Origin of the sequence: Pseudomonas sp. nanlin1, assembly GCF_045571515.1 — a bacterium.
GTDB lineage: Bacteria > Pseudomonadota > Gammaproteobacteria > Pseudomonadales > Pseudomonadaceae > Aquipseudomonas.
The window spans coordinates 750001-768374 of sequence record NZ_CP124218.1 but is presented as its reverse complement, the minus strand read 5'-3'; the positions used below and the strand labels follow the sequence as shown (position 1 = coordinate 768374).

10 protein-coding genes and 2 rRNA genes (1 of these 12 running past the window's edge) are annotated in these 18374 nt (G+C 62.3%); 2 read left to right on the top strand and 10 right to left on the bottom strand.

Going from position 1 to position 18374, the window contains the following annotated elements; translation table 11 throughout:
• Nucleotides 1-186 precede the first annotated feature (186 nt).
• Complete coding sequence (locus tag QCL65_RS03575; RefSeq protein ID WP_407314929.1) at nt 187-1200, top strand: GntR family transcriptional regulator; 1014 nt, start codon at nt 187-189, stop codon at nt 1198-1200.
• Here QCL65_RS03575 and mmsB read toward each other — a convergent pair.
• On the bottom strand, nt 1193-2083 hold the full coding sequence (gene mmsB / locus QCL65_RS03570; protein ID WP_407314928.1) for a 3-hydroxyisobutyrate dehydrogenase: 891 nt from the start codon (nt 2081-2083) through the stop codon (nt 1193-1195). The genes QCL65_RS03575 and mmsB overlap by 8 nt on opposite strands.
• A 10-nt stretch (nt 2084-2093) precedes the next feature.
• A complete protein-coding gene (locus QCL65_RS03565; RefSeq protein ID WP_407314927.1) occupies nt 2094-3614 on the bottom strand; it encodes a CoA-acylating methylmalonate-semialdehyde dehydrogenase in 1521 nt (506 codons plus the stop codon).
• Nucleotides 3615-3718: 104 nt separating this feature from the next.
• Here QCL65_RS03565 and QCL65_RS03560 point away from each other — a divergent pair, with 104 nt between their 5' ends.
• Nucleotides 3719-4675, top strand: coding sequence for a LysR family transcriptional regulator (locus QCL65_RS03560; protein ID WP_407314926.1), 957 nt, complete (start codon nt 3719-3721; stop codon nt 4673-4675).
• Here QCL65_RS03560 and QCL65_RS03555 read toward each other — a convergent pair.
• The 8 genes from QCL65_RS03555 to QCL65_RS03520 all read right to left on the bottom strand — a co-directional run.
• Nucleotides 4666-6171 (bottom strand): M10 family metallopeptidase C-terminal domain-containing protein, encoded by a 1506-nt coding sequence (locus QCL65_RS03555; protein ID WP_407314925.1) that lies wholly within the window; start codon nt 6169-6171, stop codon nt 4666-4668. The two genes, QCL65_RS03560 and QCL65_RS03555, sit on opposite strands and share 10 nt — an antisense overlap.
• A 109-nt stretch (nt 6172-6280) precedes the next feature.
• Nucleotides 6281-7567, bottom strand: a complete 1287-nt coding sequence (locus QCL65_RS03550) for a diguanylate cyclase domain-containing protein (protein WP_407314924.1) — start codon at nt 7565-7567, stop codon at nt 6281-6283.
• On the bottom strand, nt 7564-8058 hold the full coding sequence (locus QCL65_RS03545; protein ID WP_407314923.1) for a YfiR family protein: 495 nt from the start codon (nt 8056-8058) through the stop codon (nt 7564-7566). Before QCL65_RS03545 ends, QCL65_RS03550 begins: the two co-directional genes overlap by 4 nt.
• Nucleotides 8059-8223: 165 nt before the next feature.
• Complete coding sequence (gene recD, locus QCL65_RS03540; RefSeq protein ID WP_407314922.1) at nt 8224-10296, bottom strand: exodeoxyribonuclease V subunit alpha; 2073 nt, start codon at nt 10294-10296, stop codon at nt 8224-8226.
• Nucleotides 10293-13988 carry an exodeoxyribonuclease V subunit beta gene (gene recB / locus QCL65_RS03535; protein WP_407314921.1) on the bottom strand — a complete coding sequence of 1232 codons (3696 nt, stop codon included), beginning with the start codon at nt 13986-13988 and terminating at the stop codon, nt 10293-10295. Before recB ends, recD begins: the two co-directional genes overlap by 4 nt.
• Nucleotides 13985-17452 (bottom strand): exodeoxyribonuclease V subunit gamma, encoded by a 3468-nt coding sequence (gene recC, locus QCL65_RS03530; protein ID WP_407314920.1) that lies wholly within the window; start codon nt 17450-17452, stop codon nt 13985-13987. Before recC ends, recB begins: the two co-directional genes overlap by 4 nt.
• 149 nt (nt 17453-17601) lie before the next feature.
• Nucleotides 17602-17717, bottom strand: a 5S ribosomal RNA gene (rrf, locus tag QCL65_RS03525).
• A gap of 139 nt (nt 17718-17856) precedes the next feature.
• A 23S ribosomal RNA gene (locus QCL65_RS03520) occupies nt 17857-18374 on the bottom strand; it runs 2375 nt beyond the window's last position.

The following is an 18374-nucleotide window of genomic DNA, read 5'->3' as shown; positions in this document are numbered from 1 at the left end:
TGGGTTGGAAGAGATCGGGGGCAAGCCCCCTCCTACAGAAATGTATGCATTCTAAATAAGTACATTTATGCGTTAAAAAGTAACACTGTGCTACTTCTAGCCCCAATCTGGTGCCCCACCTTCGCCGCTCAACCTTGGGTGAGTTATGAGAGAATCCCCGCCCGCTGATGTTAGAGAACGCCGCTGATGCTGGTCGAAGAAAGCCCCGTTTCCGATGACGCCCGCGGCGCCCCGCGCTATGGGCTGATTCGCAGTGCCCTGCGCGATGCCATCTTGGCGGGGCGGGCGGTGCCAGGTCTGGTGCTGGTGGAGGCGCCTTTGGCGCAGCTGTTCAGCACCAGCCGGGTGCCGGTGCGACAGGCGTTGACCTTGCTGCACGAGGAGGGCCTGATCAGCCGCTTCGAAGGCCGCGGTTACCTGATCAACCCCCAGGGCCTCGAGCTGGAACCCCAACGCGCACCGCTGACCCGGCAATTACTGGGCCTGGAGCCTAGCGAGGAGTTGATCGACACCCGGCCCCTGGGCGAGCGCGTGTACGATGAAATCGCCGCGTGCGTGTCCACCGTTATGGTATTCGGCCATTACCGTATCGACGAGCAATTGGCCGCCGAGCACTTGGGCGTCAGCCGCAGCGTGGTGCGCGAGGCCCTGATGCGCTTGCGCGACCGTGGCCTGGTCGAAAAAGAACCCTATGCGCAGTGGCTGGCCGGGCCGCTGACCGCCCAGGAAATCACTGAAGACTACGAACTGCGCGCCGTGCTCGAACCCCAGGCCTTGCAGCAGACCGCCCCGCAGTTGAGCCGGGAAACCCTGCTCGACATGCTCGATCACATCAACAGCCTACAAGCCGCGCCGGACCAAGCCAGCCGCCAGGCAGTCGACCGCCTTGAGCACGACCTGCACGTGCGCTGCCTGGCCGGCCTGCGCAACCGCAAAATGGCTGCGCTGATTCAGCAATGCCAGAGCCCGATCAACGTCAGCCGGATTTTTTTCGAAGCGCTGCGCATGGGCATCGACGAAGCCACCCTGGTGGAACACCGCTTGATCATCGAGTCTTTGCTGCACGGCAACCTCGACTCCGCAGCCCTGAACTTGCGCGACCATTTGCTCCGTGCCCGGGAGCGCACGCTGCAGCGGCTCAAGGTGCTCTCTGTGTTACCGGAGCCGGATCTCGCGCCTTACATGACCAGGCTCAGTTAGTAGGTTTACGGTAAGCCTCGACGATCGCGGAAAAGTCCCGCCCACCCTCGCCCCGCTGGCTCATGGCTTGATACAGCTGTTGCGCCAACGCCCCCAGCAACACCGGTTGCTGCGCCTGACGGGCGGCCTCGGTGGCCAAGCCCAAGTCCTTGAGCATCAGGTCGGCACCAAAGCCCCCGGTATAGCCACGTGATGCCGGAGCGGTGTCGACGATCCCCGGCCATGGGTTATAGCTGTCCGAACTCCAGCAGCGCCCGGTAGAACTGTTGATAATTCCGGCCAGCACCTGCGTGTCGATGCCCAAGGCGTCGCCCAGGGCCATGGCTTCGGCAACGCCGATCATGGAAATACCCAGCAGCAGATTGTTGCAAATCTTGGCGATTTGCCCGGTACCCACCGCGCCGCAGTGCACGATATTGCGGCCCATGTGTTCGAGCACCGGTTTGAGCGTGGCGAACAACGCTGGGCTGGCACCGACCATAAAGGTCAGGGTGCCCGCCGCCGCTCCACCGGTACCACCGGAAACAGGGGCGTCACCCAGGTCGATGCCTTGCAACGCGGCGGCGGCGGACACCTCGCGCGCGGTTTGCGGGTCGATGGTGCTGCAGTCCAACGCGGGTGTGCCGGGGCGAATGCCGGCCAATACGCCGTCATCGCCCAGATACACCTGACGCACGTGGGCGGCTGCGGGCAGCATGCTGATCACCAACTCAGCCTGTTGCGCCGCGTCCCGGGGCGATGCACTGACCTGCGCACCGAGTTGGGCCAACTCGGCCAGCATGTGCGGGTTCAGGTCGAACACATGCAACTGATGGCCAGCCTTGAGCAGGTTGCGCGCCATGGGCGCGCCCATATTGCCCAGGCCGATGAATGCGATGTGCATGGCCGTATCCCTATTTCAAATGAATGGTGGTGTTCACGCCTTCACCGGCGCCGTCGTCGAACCAACGCGCCGTGACGGTCTTGGTCTGAGTATAGAACTGCACCACCTGCTTGCCGTACGGCCCCAGGTCGCCCAGTTTGGAGCCGCGCGAACCGGTGAAACTGAACATCGGCACCGGCACGGGAATGGGGATATTGATACCCACCTGGCCGACATCGACCTCGCTCTGGAAGGTACGCGCGGCCGCGCCGCTCTGGGTGAAGAGCCCGGTACCGTTACCGAAAGGGTTGCGGTTGATCAGGGCAATGGCCTGGGCCAGGGTCTCGACTTCCATCACCAGCAGCACTGGGCCGAAGATCTCCTCGGTGTAGATGCGCATGTCGCTGGTGACCCCGCTAAACAAGGTCGGCCCTACAAAGTTGCCCTGCTCATACCCCGCCACCTGCACGCCGCGGCCGTCGAGCTCAAGCTTGGCGCCCTGCTGCACGCCACTGTCGATCAGGCCAAGTACGCGCTCCAGCGCCTGGCGCGAAATCAGTGGCCCGACGTCAGTGCCCGGCTGGTCGCCGGCGTTGACCTTCAACTGCGCAGCTCGCGCCGTCAGTTCCGCCAGCCAACCCCGCGCGGCCCCCACCAGCACCACCACCGAGGTGGCCATGCAGCGCTGCCCGGCCGCGCCAAACGCAGCGCCCACCAGTGCGTTGAGGGTCTGCTCGCGATTGGCATCGGGCAGCACCACCGCATGATTCTTCGCCCCCATCATGGCCTGCACGCGCTTGCCGTAGCGGCCGGCCAAGTCATAGACATGGGTGCCCACAGCGGTCGAGCCGACAAAGGAAATCGCTTTGACATCCGCATGCTGGCATAAGCCGTCGACGACGGCCTTACCGCCGTGCACCACATTCAGCACCCCCGGCGGCACCCCGGCTTCCAGGGCTAGTTCGACCAACAACAAAGTCGAGAGCGGGTCTTGTTCCGAGGGCTTGAGCACGAAGGTATTGCCGCACACGATCGCCATGGGGAACATCCACAGCGGGATCATCGCGGGGAAGTTGAATGGCGTGATACCGACGCACACGCCCAGGGGCTGACGCAGGGTATAGGTGTCGACGCCCGCCGCGACATTCTCAGCGAACTCGCCCAGTTGCAGGCTGCCCACCGAACACGCGTGCTCGACCACCTCCAGGCCGCGAAAAATATCGCCTTCGGCGTCGGCCAGGGTCTTACCCTGCTCGGCGCTCAGGGTGCGCGCGATACGGGCACTGTGTTCGCGGATCAACGCTTGCAGCTTGAGCATGATGCGCATGCGCGCGCCAAGGGGCGTATGCCGCCAGCTTTGGAAGGCGCGCTGAGCCGCACCCACGGCAGCCTCCACCTCCGCCGCCGTGGCGAAGGGCACCCGCGCCAACACCTGCTGGGTCGCTGGGTTGACGATATCGCGCCATTCTTGGCTACTGGAATGGACCCACTGGCCATCGATCAGCAGCCTGGCGTCCTGGTACGGGGTGACGGGGGGAACGGGCACATCCATAGCAACCTCCGCTTCATTATTGTTGTGCAGGGTGTTTTCAAGCCGTGGGATGCAGTATAGATGTGCAAACTTCCAACAAGAACGCGGATAAAAGCCGGTCTGACATGCAAAAACACCTCACCTCACTGTCCGCCCTGAACTGGGATGACCTGAAGTTTTTCCTCGAAGTGGCCCGCACCCGCAAAGCCAGTAGCGCCGCACGCCGGTTGGGCGTGGATTACACCACGGTGTCGCGGCGCATCACCTCCCTGGAAACCGCCCTCGGCACGCTGTTGTTCGAAAAGTCGCGTACCAGCGGCTTTGTCCTAACCGCCGAAGGGCAAGCCCTGCTCACCTCGGCAGAAAGCATCGAGAGCACCCTGCACATGGCCTGTGAGCAGGTGTCCGGCACGGGTGTGGCGCTGTCTGGGCACGTGCGCATGGGCTGCACCGAAGGCTTCGGCAGCTACTTCATCACCCCCCAGCTCAGCCACTTTACCCAGCGCTACCCGGCTATTTCCGTAGACATTCTGCCGCTGCCGCACTTCATCAGCCTGTCGCGCCGCGAAGCCGATATTGTCATCGCCCTCGAACGCCCCGAGCACGGTGCCTATGTATGTTGCAAGCTGTGCGACTACCGCCTGCAGGTCTACGCCAGCGCCGACTACCTGGCCCGCCACCCGTCGATCACCAGCAGCGCGCAGCTCAACGCTCATCCGTTTATCAGTTATGTCGATGACCTTGCCTTCAGCACCGAGCTGCTCTACCTGCAACATCTGCTACCTACCGCCAACGCCACCTTGCGCAGCACCAGCGTGATCGCCCAATACATGGCAGCCCTGCAAGGCCACGGGCTGGCCATATTGCCGTGCTTCCTAGCAGCCGGGGATTCAAGGCTGGTGCCAGTACTCGCGGAGGAGGTTCAGGTGACGCGGCAATTTTGGATGTATTGCCGGGAGGATTTGCGCAAGCTCAAGCGGATCACCCTGTTGTGGGATTACATCCGCGAGGTGACCGAACTGAATCGGCCGTTGTTGCTGGGGCAGGCACCGGAAATGCTGTTTGCAGGGGCTCACCCGTGAAGCTCCGGCGGCACCCCCAAGGCCACCAACTGCGGCGAATCAGCGGCACTGGTTGAGCCGAACAGCAAATTGCGCTCAGTCAGCTGGTTGGCCAGGTCGCCGTCCAATACCAGTTCAAAACGTTGGCCCTCAGTGTTCGCCTCGAAGCTTTTCAGGTAGGTCCGGCTGCCCTCGGCGTTAGCCTGGATCGCCAGGGTGCCGTTGAAGCCATCACCGATGCCGGTGAAGCCCAGGGCGCTTACGTCGATACGGTCTTGGCTGGGGTTGAAGTCGAGGATGCGGTCGCTGTGGCTGGTGGTGGCCGTGCGAAAGCTGTCGGCCAGCAAGGCGTAGCTGAACACATCTGCGCCTGCGCCGCCGGAGAGCAGGTCGCGGCCGAGGTTGCCTTGTAGCAGGTCGTCACCGGCCAGGCCGCGGAGGATTTCGTCAGCGGCCAACCCTTGCAGAGCGTCATCGGCGGAAGACCCCACCAAGCGGGTGTTGCCATCGGGGCTGCCAAAGGTCGTGTCTAGGGTGCCGTCGGCGTTGAGCCGCACCGCCGCGTAATCACTGCCGCCAAGGGCATAGGTGTTACCACCGAGCAGGATCTTGCCATCATTCAGCACACTGATACCGTCGGCCTGAGCCGAGTCGCCAGGCAGGTCTACGCTGACCAGGCCATTGTTACCAAAGCTGGTATCGCGACTACCGTCGGCGTTTAGCCGCAACACGGCGTAGTCATTGAACGTAGTGGTACTGGCGATGAGAATTTTGCCATCGGCTTGCACCGCCAAATCGCCCCGGTAGCTGGCGAACCCAGCCAGTGACACCACGCCGTTTTCGCCGAATTGGCTATCCAGTTCACCGCTCGCGGTGTATTTCGACACGCTGCTCTGAAAACCCGGTGCGCCTTGGACCAGCACCCCACCATCGTCCAAAACCGTGATGTTCTCGACGAATGCCCAGGTGTCGCGCGCCTGCAAGGTGAGTAAACCGTTAGCGCCAAAGGCGGCGTCCAGGGTGCCATCCGGGTTCAGGCGTGCCACGTTGAGGTGGTTATCCTCGGCTGCGCCCACTAGCACGCTGCCATCAGCGTGGGCGCTGACGATGGGCGCGGAACCCAAGCCGCTGGGCAGGCTGGCCTGGGCGTTGCTGTTGAACGCCGTATCGGCTTTGCCGTCGGCGCCCCAGCGCTGCACGATCGGCGTGTCATCATGGCCGGCGTGGGCAGCGACGACGGCGCCGTCGTCCTGTACTTGCAGGCTGTAGGCTTTGTCGTAGGGGATTTGCTTGTGGATGACTTGCCGCCCCGCGTGGCCGTAAGCCGTGTCGACCGCCCCGGCGGCTGAGACGCTAGCCAGGGAGAAATCGAAACCGTCGGTGAAGTCGCTGCTGTAGTCACTGAACCCGGCGATCAGTAAGGAGCCGTCAGGCCGCACAACGATATCCTGTGCCGTATCGGTATGCCCGGCAACGTCGACAACGACGATGCCGGGTGCGCTGTAGGTGTTGGCCATGGTTCAAACCCTGTTAAACACGGAAACAGATTGATCCTAGCCTGGATGCTCCGCGCCGCCAGGCCGACGGATAAACGGCTGCTGCGGCCGGGTATCGCTAGCGCGATGCTTACCCGTCGAGATCATCCGCGGCTTCCAGGCCTGCGGCATGCCAGCGGCCGCGGCCCACCCGCTTGGCGCCATACATGGCGAGGTCCGCCGCCGCCAGTAATTGCGCGGGGGTATGGCCATGGTCGGGGAATACGGCGATACCGACGCTTAAGCTAGTGTCGACATACTCACCCTCACCCTCACCCTCACCCTCGCCCTCACCCACCCGGACCGGTTCGGCCATGCTGTGAATGATCTGTTCGGCAATGCGTTGGGCTTCCTCGAGGCCCGGCAGCGGGGACAGCAGCACCGCGAACTCATCGCCGCCCAGGCGCGCGACCAGGTCGTGCTCGCGCAGTTGGCCGCGAATACGCGTGGCGATGTGGATCAATACCTCATCCCCCGCCGCATGGCCGTAGGTGTCGTTGATGGATTTGAAGCGGTCGCTGTCGATGAATAACACGGCCAAGCGTTGTTGGCTGGCCTGGGCCGTGACCAGGTGGCGGCCCAGGCGCCCCTCGAAAAATGTCCGGTTGGGCAGGCCTGTCAGGCTGTCATGGCTGGCTTGGTGCGCGAGGCTTTTGTTCTCGCGCTGCCAGTGCTTCTGCCAGGTCTGCAGCTCGGCCAAGAGGGCATTGAAGTCGCTACCCAGGTCGTTCAGCTCAGTGATGGCTACCGCCGGCACGCGCCGCTCGAAGGCTCGATCACGCCGCGCGGCGTGGGCGACCTCGGCCAGCCCTCGCAAAGGCCCGACAATGCCATTGAGCAGGCGGCGCGACAGGTACTGCGCGACGAGCGCGCTCAATGCCGTGCACAGCAAGATGCCCAGCAGGCCACTGAGCATAAACCGCAGCAGGCTCGCGCTGTGCCCGGTCAAATGCACGTAGCCGATGATGCGCCCTTGATGCTCGATCGGCTGATTGATCGGCTCCTGCAGCAAGGCCCTGGCCAGGTGCATGTCCAAGTGCGCCAGCACACCTCGCTGGGGCCGCTTCCACTGGGCAAATAAATCGCCATTGGGTTTGAACACTGCCGCCTCGGCCACCTGTTCACGGGAGGCAATCAAGGCTAACGCTTCATTCGCGGCAGGGCGGTCGTTGAATACCAGTGCCGCTTCGACGGTGTAGTTGATCGAGCGGGCGATCAGTTGCAAGTTGTGGTCGGCATACACCCGCAACGCCAATACCCCCAACACGGTGAGCGAGATGCCGGCCAAGCCCACCGCGAGAAATGCCACTGCCAGGTTAGCCCGTGCCATCACCGACCGCAGCGAGGCCCGCCGTGAAGGGAGAGAAGCACCGTTCATGGCTGCACCGCAGGGCTTCGAGACAACTGCAGGACACTAGGGTGAATACGCAACCCGCTGCGGGTCAGCGCATCCAGCTGGGCCTCGAAGGCGACCTGCTGCCCGGCGCTCACCAGGCAGAATAATACGCCCGTGTCGCAGCGGTGGGCCTGCTCGCTGATGGTCAATATCGGTTTGTCGAGCAGGCGAGCGGTTAGTTCGGCCTGCTCGGCGTCACTCAATTGGCCCAGGTAGACTGCATTACAGCGTTCGGGGAGGCCTGGCTCGTTGGCTGGCAGTCGCTCGACCTGCAGGGGCACCCCGGTGGCGTCAGCAGCGCCCTCGAAAATGGCATCGGCCTGCTGGGTGGGCCCGACGATGCACAGGCGCAATGTCGAGGGGTCGTCGGGCCACCGCGTATAGCTAAGGATACCCAGGATGACTTGGGCCACCGCCTCGTCACGGGCCTGGACGGGGCTGGAAGCCTCTTGCGCAACGCTTGGTATAGCCATTAGCGCAAGGGTGCAACCCCAAAGCCAGCGATAGACCGGTACGCCCAAGGAGCCCGGTGATCGATACGCGATGTTCATCTACGCCAATACTCTGTGCGATGACAATTAATGCGACAACGATATCACGAAGCTGGATTGGATCCTTAATCGATTCGGCATTGCCCTCTACAGCGCGAGCATCAAGCCACTCAGACGCTTGACCTTGCGCCGTGCAGCCTCCTCGAACACCCCAGCTCGGGGTTCGAGCAGCGTGAACCACTGCTTGGCCCGGGTGATGCCGGTATAGATCAATTCTTTGGTGAGCACCGGATTCAGTGCGTCGGGCAATACCAGGGCGGTGTGCTCGAACTCCGAGCCCTGGGACTTGTGTACGGTCATGGCATAAACCGTCTCGACGTCATTCAAGCGGCTGGGCAGGATAAACCGCACACCGCCCGAGCCATCGTTACGCGGGAAGGCTACGCGTAAAACCTGGCGTGTATCGCCATCTGTTTCCGGTAGGCGCAAGGTAATGCCGATATCCCCATTCATTAGGCCCAGGCCATAGTCGTTCCGGGTCATCAGCACGGGCCGGCCTTCGTACCATTGATGGTCGTTGTCGATCAGGCCCGCGCCCAACAGCGCTTGGGTTGCCCGCTGGTTCAGGCCCTCCACGCCCCAAGGCCCTTTGCGCACGGCGCATAGCAGCTGGAACGTATCGAATGCATCCAGCACCTGCCGGGCCCAGCCCTCCCACAGGCTATCGCCCAGGGCCGTGGCAGCGGCCGGACGCTGTTGGTGTAAGGTCTGAAAATAATGTCGGTAACCGTGTGCCTGCCCATGACCGTCCAGTAGCAAGGCCTGCAGAGCCTGGTCTTGCTCCCCCTTTATCGCCAGCGCGAAGAGGTCGGCAAACTCACCGCCGCGCAGCAGGGCCCGGGCGGGTTCAGCTTCTTGCGCATTCACAAGGTTAGCCAACCGGCCGATCCCACTGTCCTCGCCAAAGCGCCGCGAGTGACGCAACATCACCACCTGTTGGGCGAGGGGATACTCGGCTTCGCTGCCGACCTCCAGGCCAGAACCGGCCAGGGGCTCGCCGCTGACCTGCTGCAGCCATTCAAGCGTGGCAGGGCTATAGCGCCCGGCTTCGGCGTCGCGGCACAGGTCTCCCAGCACCGCACCGGCTTCCACCGAGGCCAATTGGTCTTTGTCCCCCAGCAGCACCAGGCGCGCGCGCAGAGGCAAGGCATCTAGCAGATTGGCCATCATTTCCAGATCGATCATCGACGCTTCGTCCACCACCAGGACATCCAGTGGCAGCAGGTTGCCAGGGTGATGACGAAAGTGTCGGGTACCTGGGCGACTGCCCAATAGCCGGTGCACCGTGGTGACCTCAACCGGTATACGCTCACGGACGTTGAGGGGCACATCGAGCTGTCGGACCTGGCCACTGATGGATTCGGTTAAACGCGCCGCTGCCTTACCGGTCGGCGCAGCCAGGCGGATGCGCAGGGGCTTGCCCGCTTCAACGGCCGGCCCCTGGAGCAAGGCCAGCAGGCGTACCACGGTGGTGGTTTTGCCCGTGCCAGGGCCGCCGGTCACGATACTGAACGAGCGGCGAGTGGCGAGGGCACACGCCAGCTTCTGCCAATCGATGCGCCCCGCCGCCGGGCTGCCGAACAGGTGCGTCAAGCGTGCGGGCAGGTCGGCTGCGCCCGGTTCCAGATGAGCCAGGCGCAGGCGCAAGGCTTGGTCGATGCGCCGCTCGTAGGCCCAGTAGCGACGTAAATACAAGCGCTGCCCGGCCAAGACCAGCGGCCGTTGGTGCGCCGCGCCCGCAACATCGCTGGCGCCGGCCACCAGCTCGCTGGCTTCGACCGTGCGCCGCCAGGCTTCTACGTCCAGGTTTGCCAGCAAGGTCGAAGGTAGCAACAGTGCGCCTTTCAGCGGGTCACCTTCCGGCGGCAACGACAAGGCGAAATCTGGCGCTTCGAGGGTCTGCCCTAAATCCAGGCACACGTGCCCATGACCAAGCTGATGGCTGGTGAGCGCCGCCGCCAGTAATACCAGCGGGTCGGCCTGGGGCGTCTGCTCGGCCAGGAAGGCCACGAAGGCTTTGTCCAGGGCACGCAACCAGCCTCGTTCGACCCAGCGGGCGAGCAAAGCCAGCAGGTCGTCGATGCGCGTCAAGGGCCTGAGGTCTGCCAACCCTTGGGCATCGACTTCAGTAGGCAACAAATCGGCGAATGTGCGGTTCATGCCGATTCCTCAGAGAATAGATCGGCCTGCACCTGCGGTGCGGCACCTTGGAAAAGCCGGTCCAGGGCTTCGATCAACGCTCGCTGCGGCCGGGTGAAATACATGCCATGGCTGGGCGCGTCCACGCCTCTGAGAAATATGAACATGGCGCCCCCCATATGGCGGTCGTAGTCGTAGTCTTCCAGCCTTGCCCGCAATTGCCGGTGCAAGGCGAGCACATAGAGTACGTATTGCAGGTCATAGCGGTTGTCGAGAATGGCACTGGTCATGTTTTGCGCGGTGTAGGCGCTATCGTCGACGCCTAGCCAGTTGGACTTATAGTCAGCTACGTAGTATCGCCCCGCGTGTTCGAAGCACAGATCAATGAACCCCTTGAACATACCGTTGAGCAAGGCGCCCTCGGCGGGCAGGCGCGCAGCACCGTCGTGGGTGTACTGGCGCACCAGGCCATCTAACCTGGTCACATCGACCCGGTGGCTGGCAAACCAGAACTCCATTTCGATGCGGTATTGGGTCAACTCGCTCAACCTCACCGGTGGCTGCCCATCGCCTAGTTGAAACGATGTTTGCACGAACGCTTGCAGCCAATCGCTTAGCGGCTCGATCCAACCTTGCCAACCACGGCGGCTGCAACGCTTGGCGACCGTTTCACGGAGCAATTGCGGCTGCGCCGCGACCTCAGCGAAGCCCTCGAGCCCTGCCCACTCCAGCAAACCGTGCAAGAAAGTCCCCGGGTGCGGGCCGCGTGGAAAGCGATGGATATCGCCGCTGGTCGCCGCCACTTCCCGGGCCGCCTCTGGGTCCAGGCGCTCATCGTCGAACAGTTTTTGCGCCTGGGGGCTGTCAGGGGATTGGTCGCTGCCCGGGGCCAGGCTGGCGGCTATCCGCAGGGCGCTGTAGGAGGCAATCCACCAGTTTTCCGCCGCCCGCCGACGGGGCACGCGCACCTTCAGCAAAGCCGCTTGGTTGGCGGGCGGTAGGTAGCGCTGCTGGCTGGGTTCGGGTGGCGGCAATTGAGCGATCGCCGGGCACCCTTCAGCCAGGGCAGCCATCCAAGCGCCCAGCGCCAGGCTGTCGGCGAGTGGAACACCCGCCCCCATCAAGTAGCCCAGTGCCGCCCGATGCAGCACCGATTCCTTGTGGGTGCCCCGCTTGAGGTCGGCCACGCCCAGCCAGCAGGCATATTGCGCACGGGTGAGGGCGACATAAAGCAAGCGCAAATCTTCCGCCAGGCGCTCGCTATCGGCCTGCTCCACCTGTTCGGGGGTGGGCGCCAGGGTGACCTGAGCCTGGCCGTTTGCATCGTGATAAGCCAATGGCAGACGCTTACCATCCACTGGTTTGGCCGAGCAGATAAAAGGCAGGAACACCAAGGGGTATTCCAGGCCCTTGGACTTGTGGATAGTGACCACCTTGACCAGTTGCTCGTCGCTTTCCAGGCGCAGGATTTGCTCTTCGCCCGCCTGGCCTGACAGCGCCAGTTGCTCGGTCAGGTGGCGGATCAGCGCCTGCTCGCCGTCCAGCTCAGCGGCAGCCTGTTGCAGCAGTTCGCACAGGTGCAGCAAATTGGTGAGCACCCGCTCGCCGTCGGTACGGGCGGTCAGCGCCAATGGCAGGTTGAAGTCGTGGAGGAGTTTTCTAAGCATCGGCAGCACGCCCTGGCTGCGCCAGATCGCCCGATAACTGCGGAACTGCATGACCCGCGCCTCCCAGGCCAACTCGTTCTGATTCAACTCCTCCAGCTGCGCCAAGGACAGGTTGAGGGTCAGGCAGGCCAGCGCTGCACGTAGGGGCCGCTCCGCATCCGGCTCGGCGCAGGCCTTGAGCCAGCTCAGCAGGTCGTGAGCTTCTTGGGCCGCGAAAACCGAGTCTTTGTCCGATAGATAAACGCTGCGCACGCCTCGCGCGTTCAGCTCGGCCCGCACCGCCTGGGCTTCTTTGCCATCGCGGACCAGAATCGCGATATCGGCAGGCCTGATACCGCGCACTGCGCCATCGTCGCCTACGAAGCCGGCCGTACCGGCCTGCCCCTGATTGAGCAACGTCACGATATGCCCAGCGCAGGCAATGGCCAGTGCCTGCCGGTAGCTGGCGCCGGACATCGGCTGATCGCTAGCCAAGTGCCACAAGGTCATAGCGGGCTGCGCAGCCCCGTCCACTTGCAGCCTGTCTTTGCGGCCTTGGGCGTTCACCGGATGAAAGGGTACGGGGTTGTCGTCAGCCTGGCGAAACAAAAACGCGCCCTTGCCGCTAGGGCGCTCTTCGGCCAGGGCGAAAACGTGATTGACTGCATCCACCATCGCTACGCTGGAGCGGAAGTTGGTACCCAGCGTATGCAGACGCCCCGAGGTGGCCTGTCGAGCGCGCAGGTAGGTGAAGATATCAGCGCCGCGAAACGCATAGATAGCTTGCTTAGGGTCGCCGATCAGGAACAGCCCACTGCGCTGATCATTGGTCTCGATGTGGTAGATGCTTTCGAAGATCCGATACTGCACTGGGTCGGTGTCTTGGAATTCGTCGATCAACGCCACGGGAAACTGCTCACGTATAAGAGCAGCCAGGCGCTCACCACCGTCGGCTTGAAGGGCAGCATCCAAGCGCAGCAACATGTCGTCAAAGCCCATTTCGGCGCGGCGGCGCTTTTCCTCTTCGAAACGCCGAGCGACCCAGTGCGCCGCGTGCTCCAGGACGGCGGCATCAGGGCTCGGTAGCGCGGCCAAGGCGGCGGGCAACATCAGCATGGCGTCTAGCGCCGGGTGGTGGGGAGGTTCGCCCTTCCAGGCCTGTGCCATGCCTTCTGGGGTCAGACGAGTAAAACCGGTGCCCAGGTCGAGCTGTTCTTCGGCGTCATCGCCCGCCCAGGCCAGCAGCTTGTCGAACCAGGGTTCGAAATAGCGGGCTTGCATTTTCCGCCCGTCGACCTGCTTGCTTGCCACCGCTTCCAGGCACAGGGTGCGTAGCTCGGCCGCCCAAAGCGACCACGGGGCTTTGAGCCGCTGCAGCTCGGCACGCCGTTGTGTCAGGCTGGCGGTGATCAAGGCTTCGGGCTGCGCTTCGCTCACAGCTCCACGCAGGTTGCCGAACATGGCACGCACCCGGGGCAACAGGCTTGCCGGGCCGCCCCAGTGGCTACGGACCCAATCCAGTGCCTCGCCTTGCATGCCGTAACAAAAGCGCCGCCAGTAGTCACGCAGCACCTCGCCCAATAGCTCAGTGTGGTCTGTCTCAAGGGTCTGGGTAAACAGGCTGCCGCTGTCGAACGCATGCTCGCGCAGCATGCGCTGGCACCAGCTGTGGATGGTTGAGACCGCAGCTTCGTCCATCCACTGTGCGGCGATATCCAGGCGATTGGCACAAGCGGCCCACTGGCTGTCGGGGTACTGCTGACGCAAACCTTCGATAAGGCTGTCAGGGGCCTCGATTTCCTCGCGAAAATAACGCGCGGCCTCGGCTAGCCGAGTTCGGATTCGTTCGCGCAGCTCTTTGGTGGCCGCCTCGGTGAAAGTCACCACGAGGATTTGTGGTGGCAGAAGCTCGCGGCCAAAGCCGCTGGTGTCACCGCCGTGGCCCAAGACCAGACGTAGATAAAGTGCTGAAATCGTGAAGGTCTTGCCCGTACCGGCACTGGCTTCGATCAGTTGACTGCCGCGCAATGGGAACGCCAGCGCAAGGGGCATGGACTGGGCTGTCATGGCCGTGCCTCCTGGTCATCCATAGAGCGCCAAGACGCCTCGAACATAGGGCGGTACAGCGCCTCGCACCAGCCCTCGAACTCTTCGCTTTCCGTCAGCCCATCGAAGTCGGCGAATTGGCGCAGCAATGCGGTGCTTTCCTGGCGTTCGCCCCGGGTGTTTTGGCCATCCCCTTCGTACGCCCGGCGGGCCGATGCCTCGGCTTTGTCTGGATCGCTTTGCCCCAGCCAGGCGAATGCCGTTTTTACCGCGACCGGTAAAGGCCGCGACATCCCGGTTTGGCGGGCCAGTACCATGTCCCCAAGGGCGCTGACCGCGACTGCGCGGTCTAGCGGGGCCAAGAGCAAGGTGTCGTCACTGGCCACCAGCGCAGTGGTGAGCGGTAGGCCCTCGGCGCAGGCGGCCAGGTGAGTCACCCAAGCGCGAATCATCCGATGCCATTTACGCGCCCGCTGGGCGCCAATGGCGTTGGCAATCGGGGTGACGCTTAACAGCCCGCCATCCGCGCGCTGGTGAAGCCCCCCCACCCAGCCTTCAAGCTTCAGGCCCTGGTGCTCGAACATTATTGGCAGGGCGCTTTCCAGCGGCGTCGGCCAGCCCTGCAGCAACTGATGATAGCGTGCCAGCAAGCTTGGTAAAGGCTCGATCAACTCTTGCTGCAAGCGCTCGCCAAAGCCTGCCATGGGCAACAACCCGGCGCGTTGCAGCCGCTGTGCATGCTGTTGTAAGCCATCCTCGGCATCACCCACTTCGACCAACCCTTGGGTAAGCAGGCTTTCACTGAGGGTGTAACGCTGCAGTGCATCCAATACGAAGGGCTCCTCATCGGCCAGGGGTGCCTCCAGGGTCTCAAAGAACACCTTCAAGCGCTGACTGAAGAAATGCCGTACAGGGTTGCGGAGAAAATCCTGCAACAGTTGCAGAGTGAGACTTTCTTGCGGCTCATAGGCCGCCAGCGCTGCAGAAGGTTGGATCGCCGGGCGTGGCGCGTGTAATACCTGCCACTCCTGGGCGAAGCTGAATAGCCCAGGCTGGCCCTCGTGAAAATAGCGGGCGCTGAATGGTTGCAGAGGGTGTTCTAACGTCAAGGCATGGACTAACGCCTGCCCAGCATGCTCATGCTCCCCTACCAGCGACCAACCAGCCGCCAGGTGGTCACGCAATTGCCCAATGAGGACTGACGCGGGGCGTTCCGAATTGTCGCGAATGCTGCGGCCAACCCAGCTGATGTAGAGCTGGTCACGGGCCGACAATAATGCCTCGAGAAGCAGATAGCGGTCGTCCTCGCGGCGGGAACGGTCACCTGGGCGATAGTCGCTGCCCATCAGGTCGAAGTCCAAGGGTGGCTGCGCTCGCGGATAGTCACCATCGTTCATGCCCAAAAGGCAGACCACCTTGAACGGGATCGCGCGCATGGGCATTAATGTACAGAAGTTGACGGAGCCCGCCAGGAACCGCTGTGACAACCGGCCCTGGTCCAGACCGGCCAGCCATGCTTCGCGCACGACTGTTAGGGGCAGTTGCTCGTGCAAGCCGACGCTCTCACAAGCCTGTAGCCAGCCTTCACGAAGGTCTTCCAGTTGCCCCAGCAGGTAATCATCGTGCTCGTCGCTGGCTTGGAAGAAAGCTTGCAACAGCCCTTGCAAACGTACACCCCATTCTTGAGGTTCGGCTGGCAACGAGAGTTGCTCGTGGGCAACTTCCAGTGCGTCCATCAGGGCCACTAGCGGCCCAATCAATGCGGCGTCCAAACCGCCGATTTCATCGTAGGGCTCGATGCCTGCGAAGCCTTCACCGCTGCCTACCGCGTACCCCAGGAGCATACGCCGTAAACCAAAGCGCCAGCTGTTCTGCTCCAAGTTTTGCGGCAAACCGAGCCCAGCACGCTGCTCGGCGTTCAATCCCCAACGAATCCCGGCGCCTTCGATCCAGCGGTGCAAGGTCGGCAGGTCGGCCTCTTGCACGGAGAACCGAGCCCGCAACGCAGGCACATCGAGTAGGTCGAGAATCTCACTCACAGGGAAACGGCTGTCGGGCAGCTTTAGCAAGTGTTCCACAGCGATCAGCAGCGGATCGCGGCCACGCTGGCTCTGGTCGGTTAGGGTGAATGGGATATAGCGTTGATCGATGCGCTCCAACTGCCCGAACACAGCACGTATATGCGGGGCATAGCTGTCGATATCCGGCACCATAACGATGATGTCCCTTGGCCGCAGGGCGGGGTCTGCGCTGAACCGGGCCAACAGTTGGTCATGCAGCACTTCAACTTCACGTTGGGCGCTATGGGCGACATGGAAACGCACTGAACGGTCTTTGGCTGGGTCCACTGACGGCCAGCGGCTGCGGGTTTCGGCCAGCGGCCTTAGCTCGAGAATGTCGTTTTGCAGTTGGCTGAGCAGGCTATGGGTTTCACCTTCAGTGAAGAGGTCGATACGCCCTTCGACAAAGGCCGCACGGTAGCGCCCTGGCTCATCGTAAGAATCCAACAGGTTGATGTAGTCCCGGCCCTGCTTACCCCATGCTGCGAGTAAGGGATGGGCGTGCTGGTGCAGCGTATCGCCGTCGAGTTGCAACGGTACGCCGGGCTTGCGAGCCTGGCGCTTGTATTGGTGGCGGAGCAGGTCTTTGTCGGCGACGATATCGGCCCAATGGTATTGGCAAGGATTGTGTACGCACAGTAGGACCTGGCTAAACCGTGACAGCCCGGCCAACGCCTCAAGCGCCTGGGCCGGTAGCGACGAAATGCCGAATACGATCACCCTTGGCGGTAGGGTGGCGGGCGCGGCCTCCAGCTGGGTGATGCGCTCCATATAACGCTGGTGAACACCTGCGCGGCTTTGCGCCATATCGCCGGCTCCGACGTCTTGCAGCAGCGCTCGCCATAGCTCAGCTTGCCACACGTTGGCTTCGGACAAAGGCTTGGGTTCACCGCGCGCGCTGCGCAGCTGATGCCGGCCGGCCGCCCAGTCTTCCAGCCAGTCCGCCCTGTACACCTGGTATTGATCGAACAGGTCGGACAAGCGTTCAGACAATTGATAGCGCTTACGCAGATCAGCGTCGGCGGTCAAAAAACGCTTGAGTGGCGCGAAATGAGGTTGCTCGATCAACTCTGGCAGCAAGCGCATGAGCCGCCAGGTCAGCGGTGCCTTGTCCAGCAGGGAGGTCACTGGAATCGCTTCTTTGCCCAAGACCAGCCTGTACAGTTGCCATAGAAAGCTGCCTGGCAATTGCACCTCAATGGCTGCCGCGATACCACAGCCTCCCCCATCGTCGGCCTGGGGGTCTTCGGCCAGGGCGAGTTTTAGCCACTGAGCAATGCCGTTGCTCTGCACCAGAGCAATTTCATTTTCCAAAGGAGGCAATGGGTAACGCCGCATCCACCCCACCACGAGGCTGCGCAGGTCATCCAGGCGGTTGCCATGAACCACCATGAATCCAGGCGTAAGGATGGGGGCATCCGACATACAAGCGTCCTTGACGAAGAAGGGGGGTAGATCAGCAAGGAAACCTTACCAGATGAAGCAGAGCCTGGCTTAGCGAGCTTGTAACGGCATAAACCTGCGGAAAAACAAAACCCCCACCTGCCTACGCAGATGGGGGTTTCGGAATTTAATCTTGACGATGACCTACTCTCACATGGGGAAACCCCACACTACCATCGGCGATGCATCGTTTCACTACTGAGTTCGGGATGGGATCAGGTGGTTCCAAGGCTCTATGGTCGTCAAGAAATTCGGGTACCGATGCGCTTACGCGTCTCGGCAAATCAGGTGTGTGATATCGGTGGTTTGTGAGTGCAAATTTTCGGACTCTGCAGTCTTCACAACACCGCAATCCGCTCTCTCGAGTCAAATTGCTTGGGTGTTATATGGTCAAGCCTCACGGGCAATTAGTATGGGTTAGCTCAACGCCTCACAGCGCTTACACACCCCACCTATCAACGTCGTAGTCTTCGACGGCCCTTTAGGGAACTCAAGGTTCCAGTGAGATCTCATCTTGAGGCAAGTTTCCCGCTTAGATGCTTTCAGCGGTTATCTTTCCCGAACATAGCTACCCGGCAATGCCACTGGCGTGACAACCGGAACACCAGAGGTTCGTCCACTCCGGTCCTCTCGTACTAGGAGCAGCCCCTCTCAAATCTCAAACGTCCACGGCAGATAGGGACCGAACTGTCTCACGACGTTCTAAACCCAGCTCGCGTACCACTTTAAATGGCGAACAGCCATACCCTTGGGACCGGCTTCAGCCCCAGGATGTGATGAGCCGACATCGAGGTGCCAAACACCGCCGTCGATATGAACTCTTGGGCGGTATCAGCCTGTTATCCCCGGAGTACCTTTTATCCGTTGAGCGATGGCCCTTCCATACAGAACCACCGGATCACTA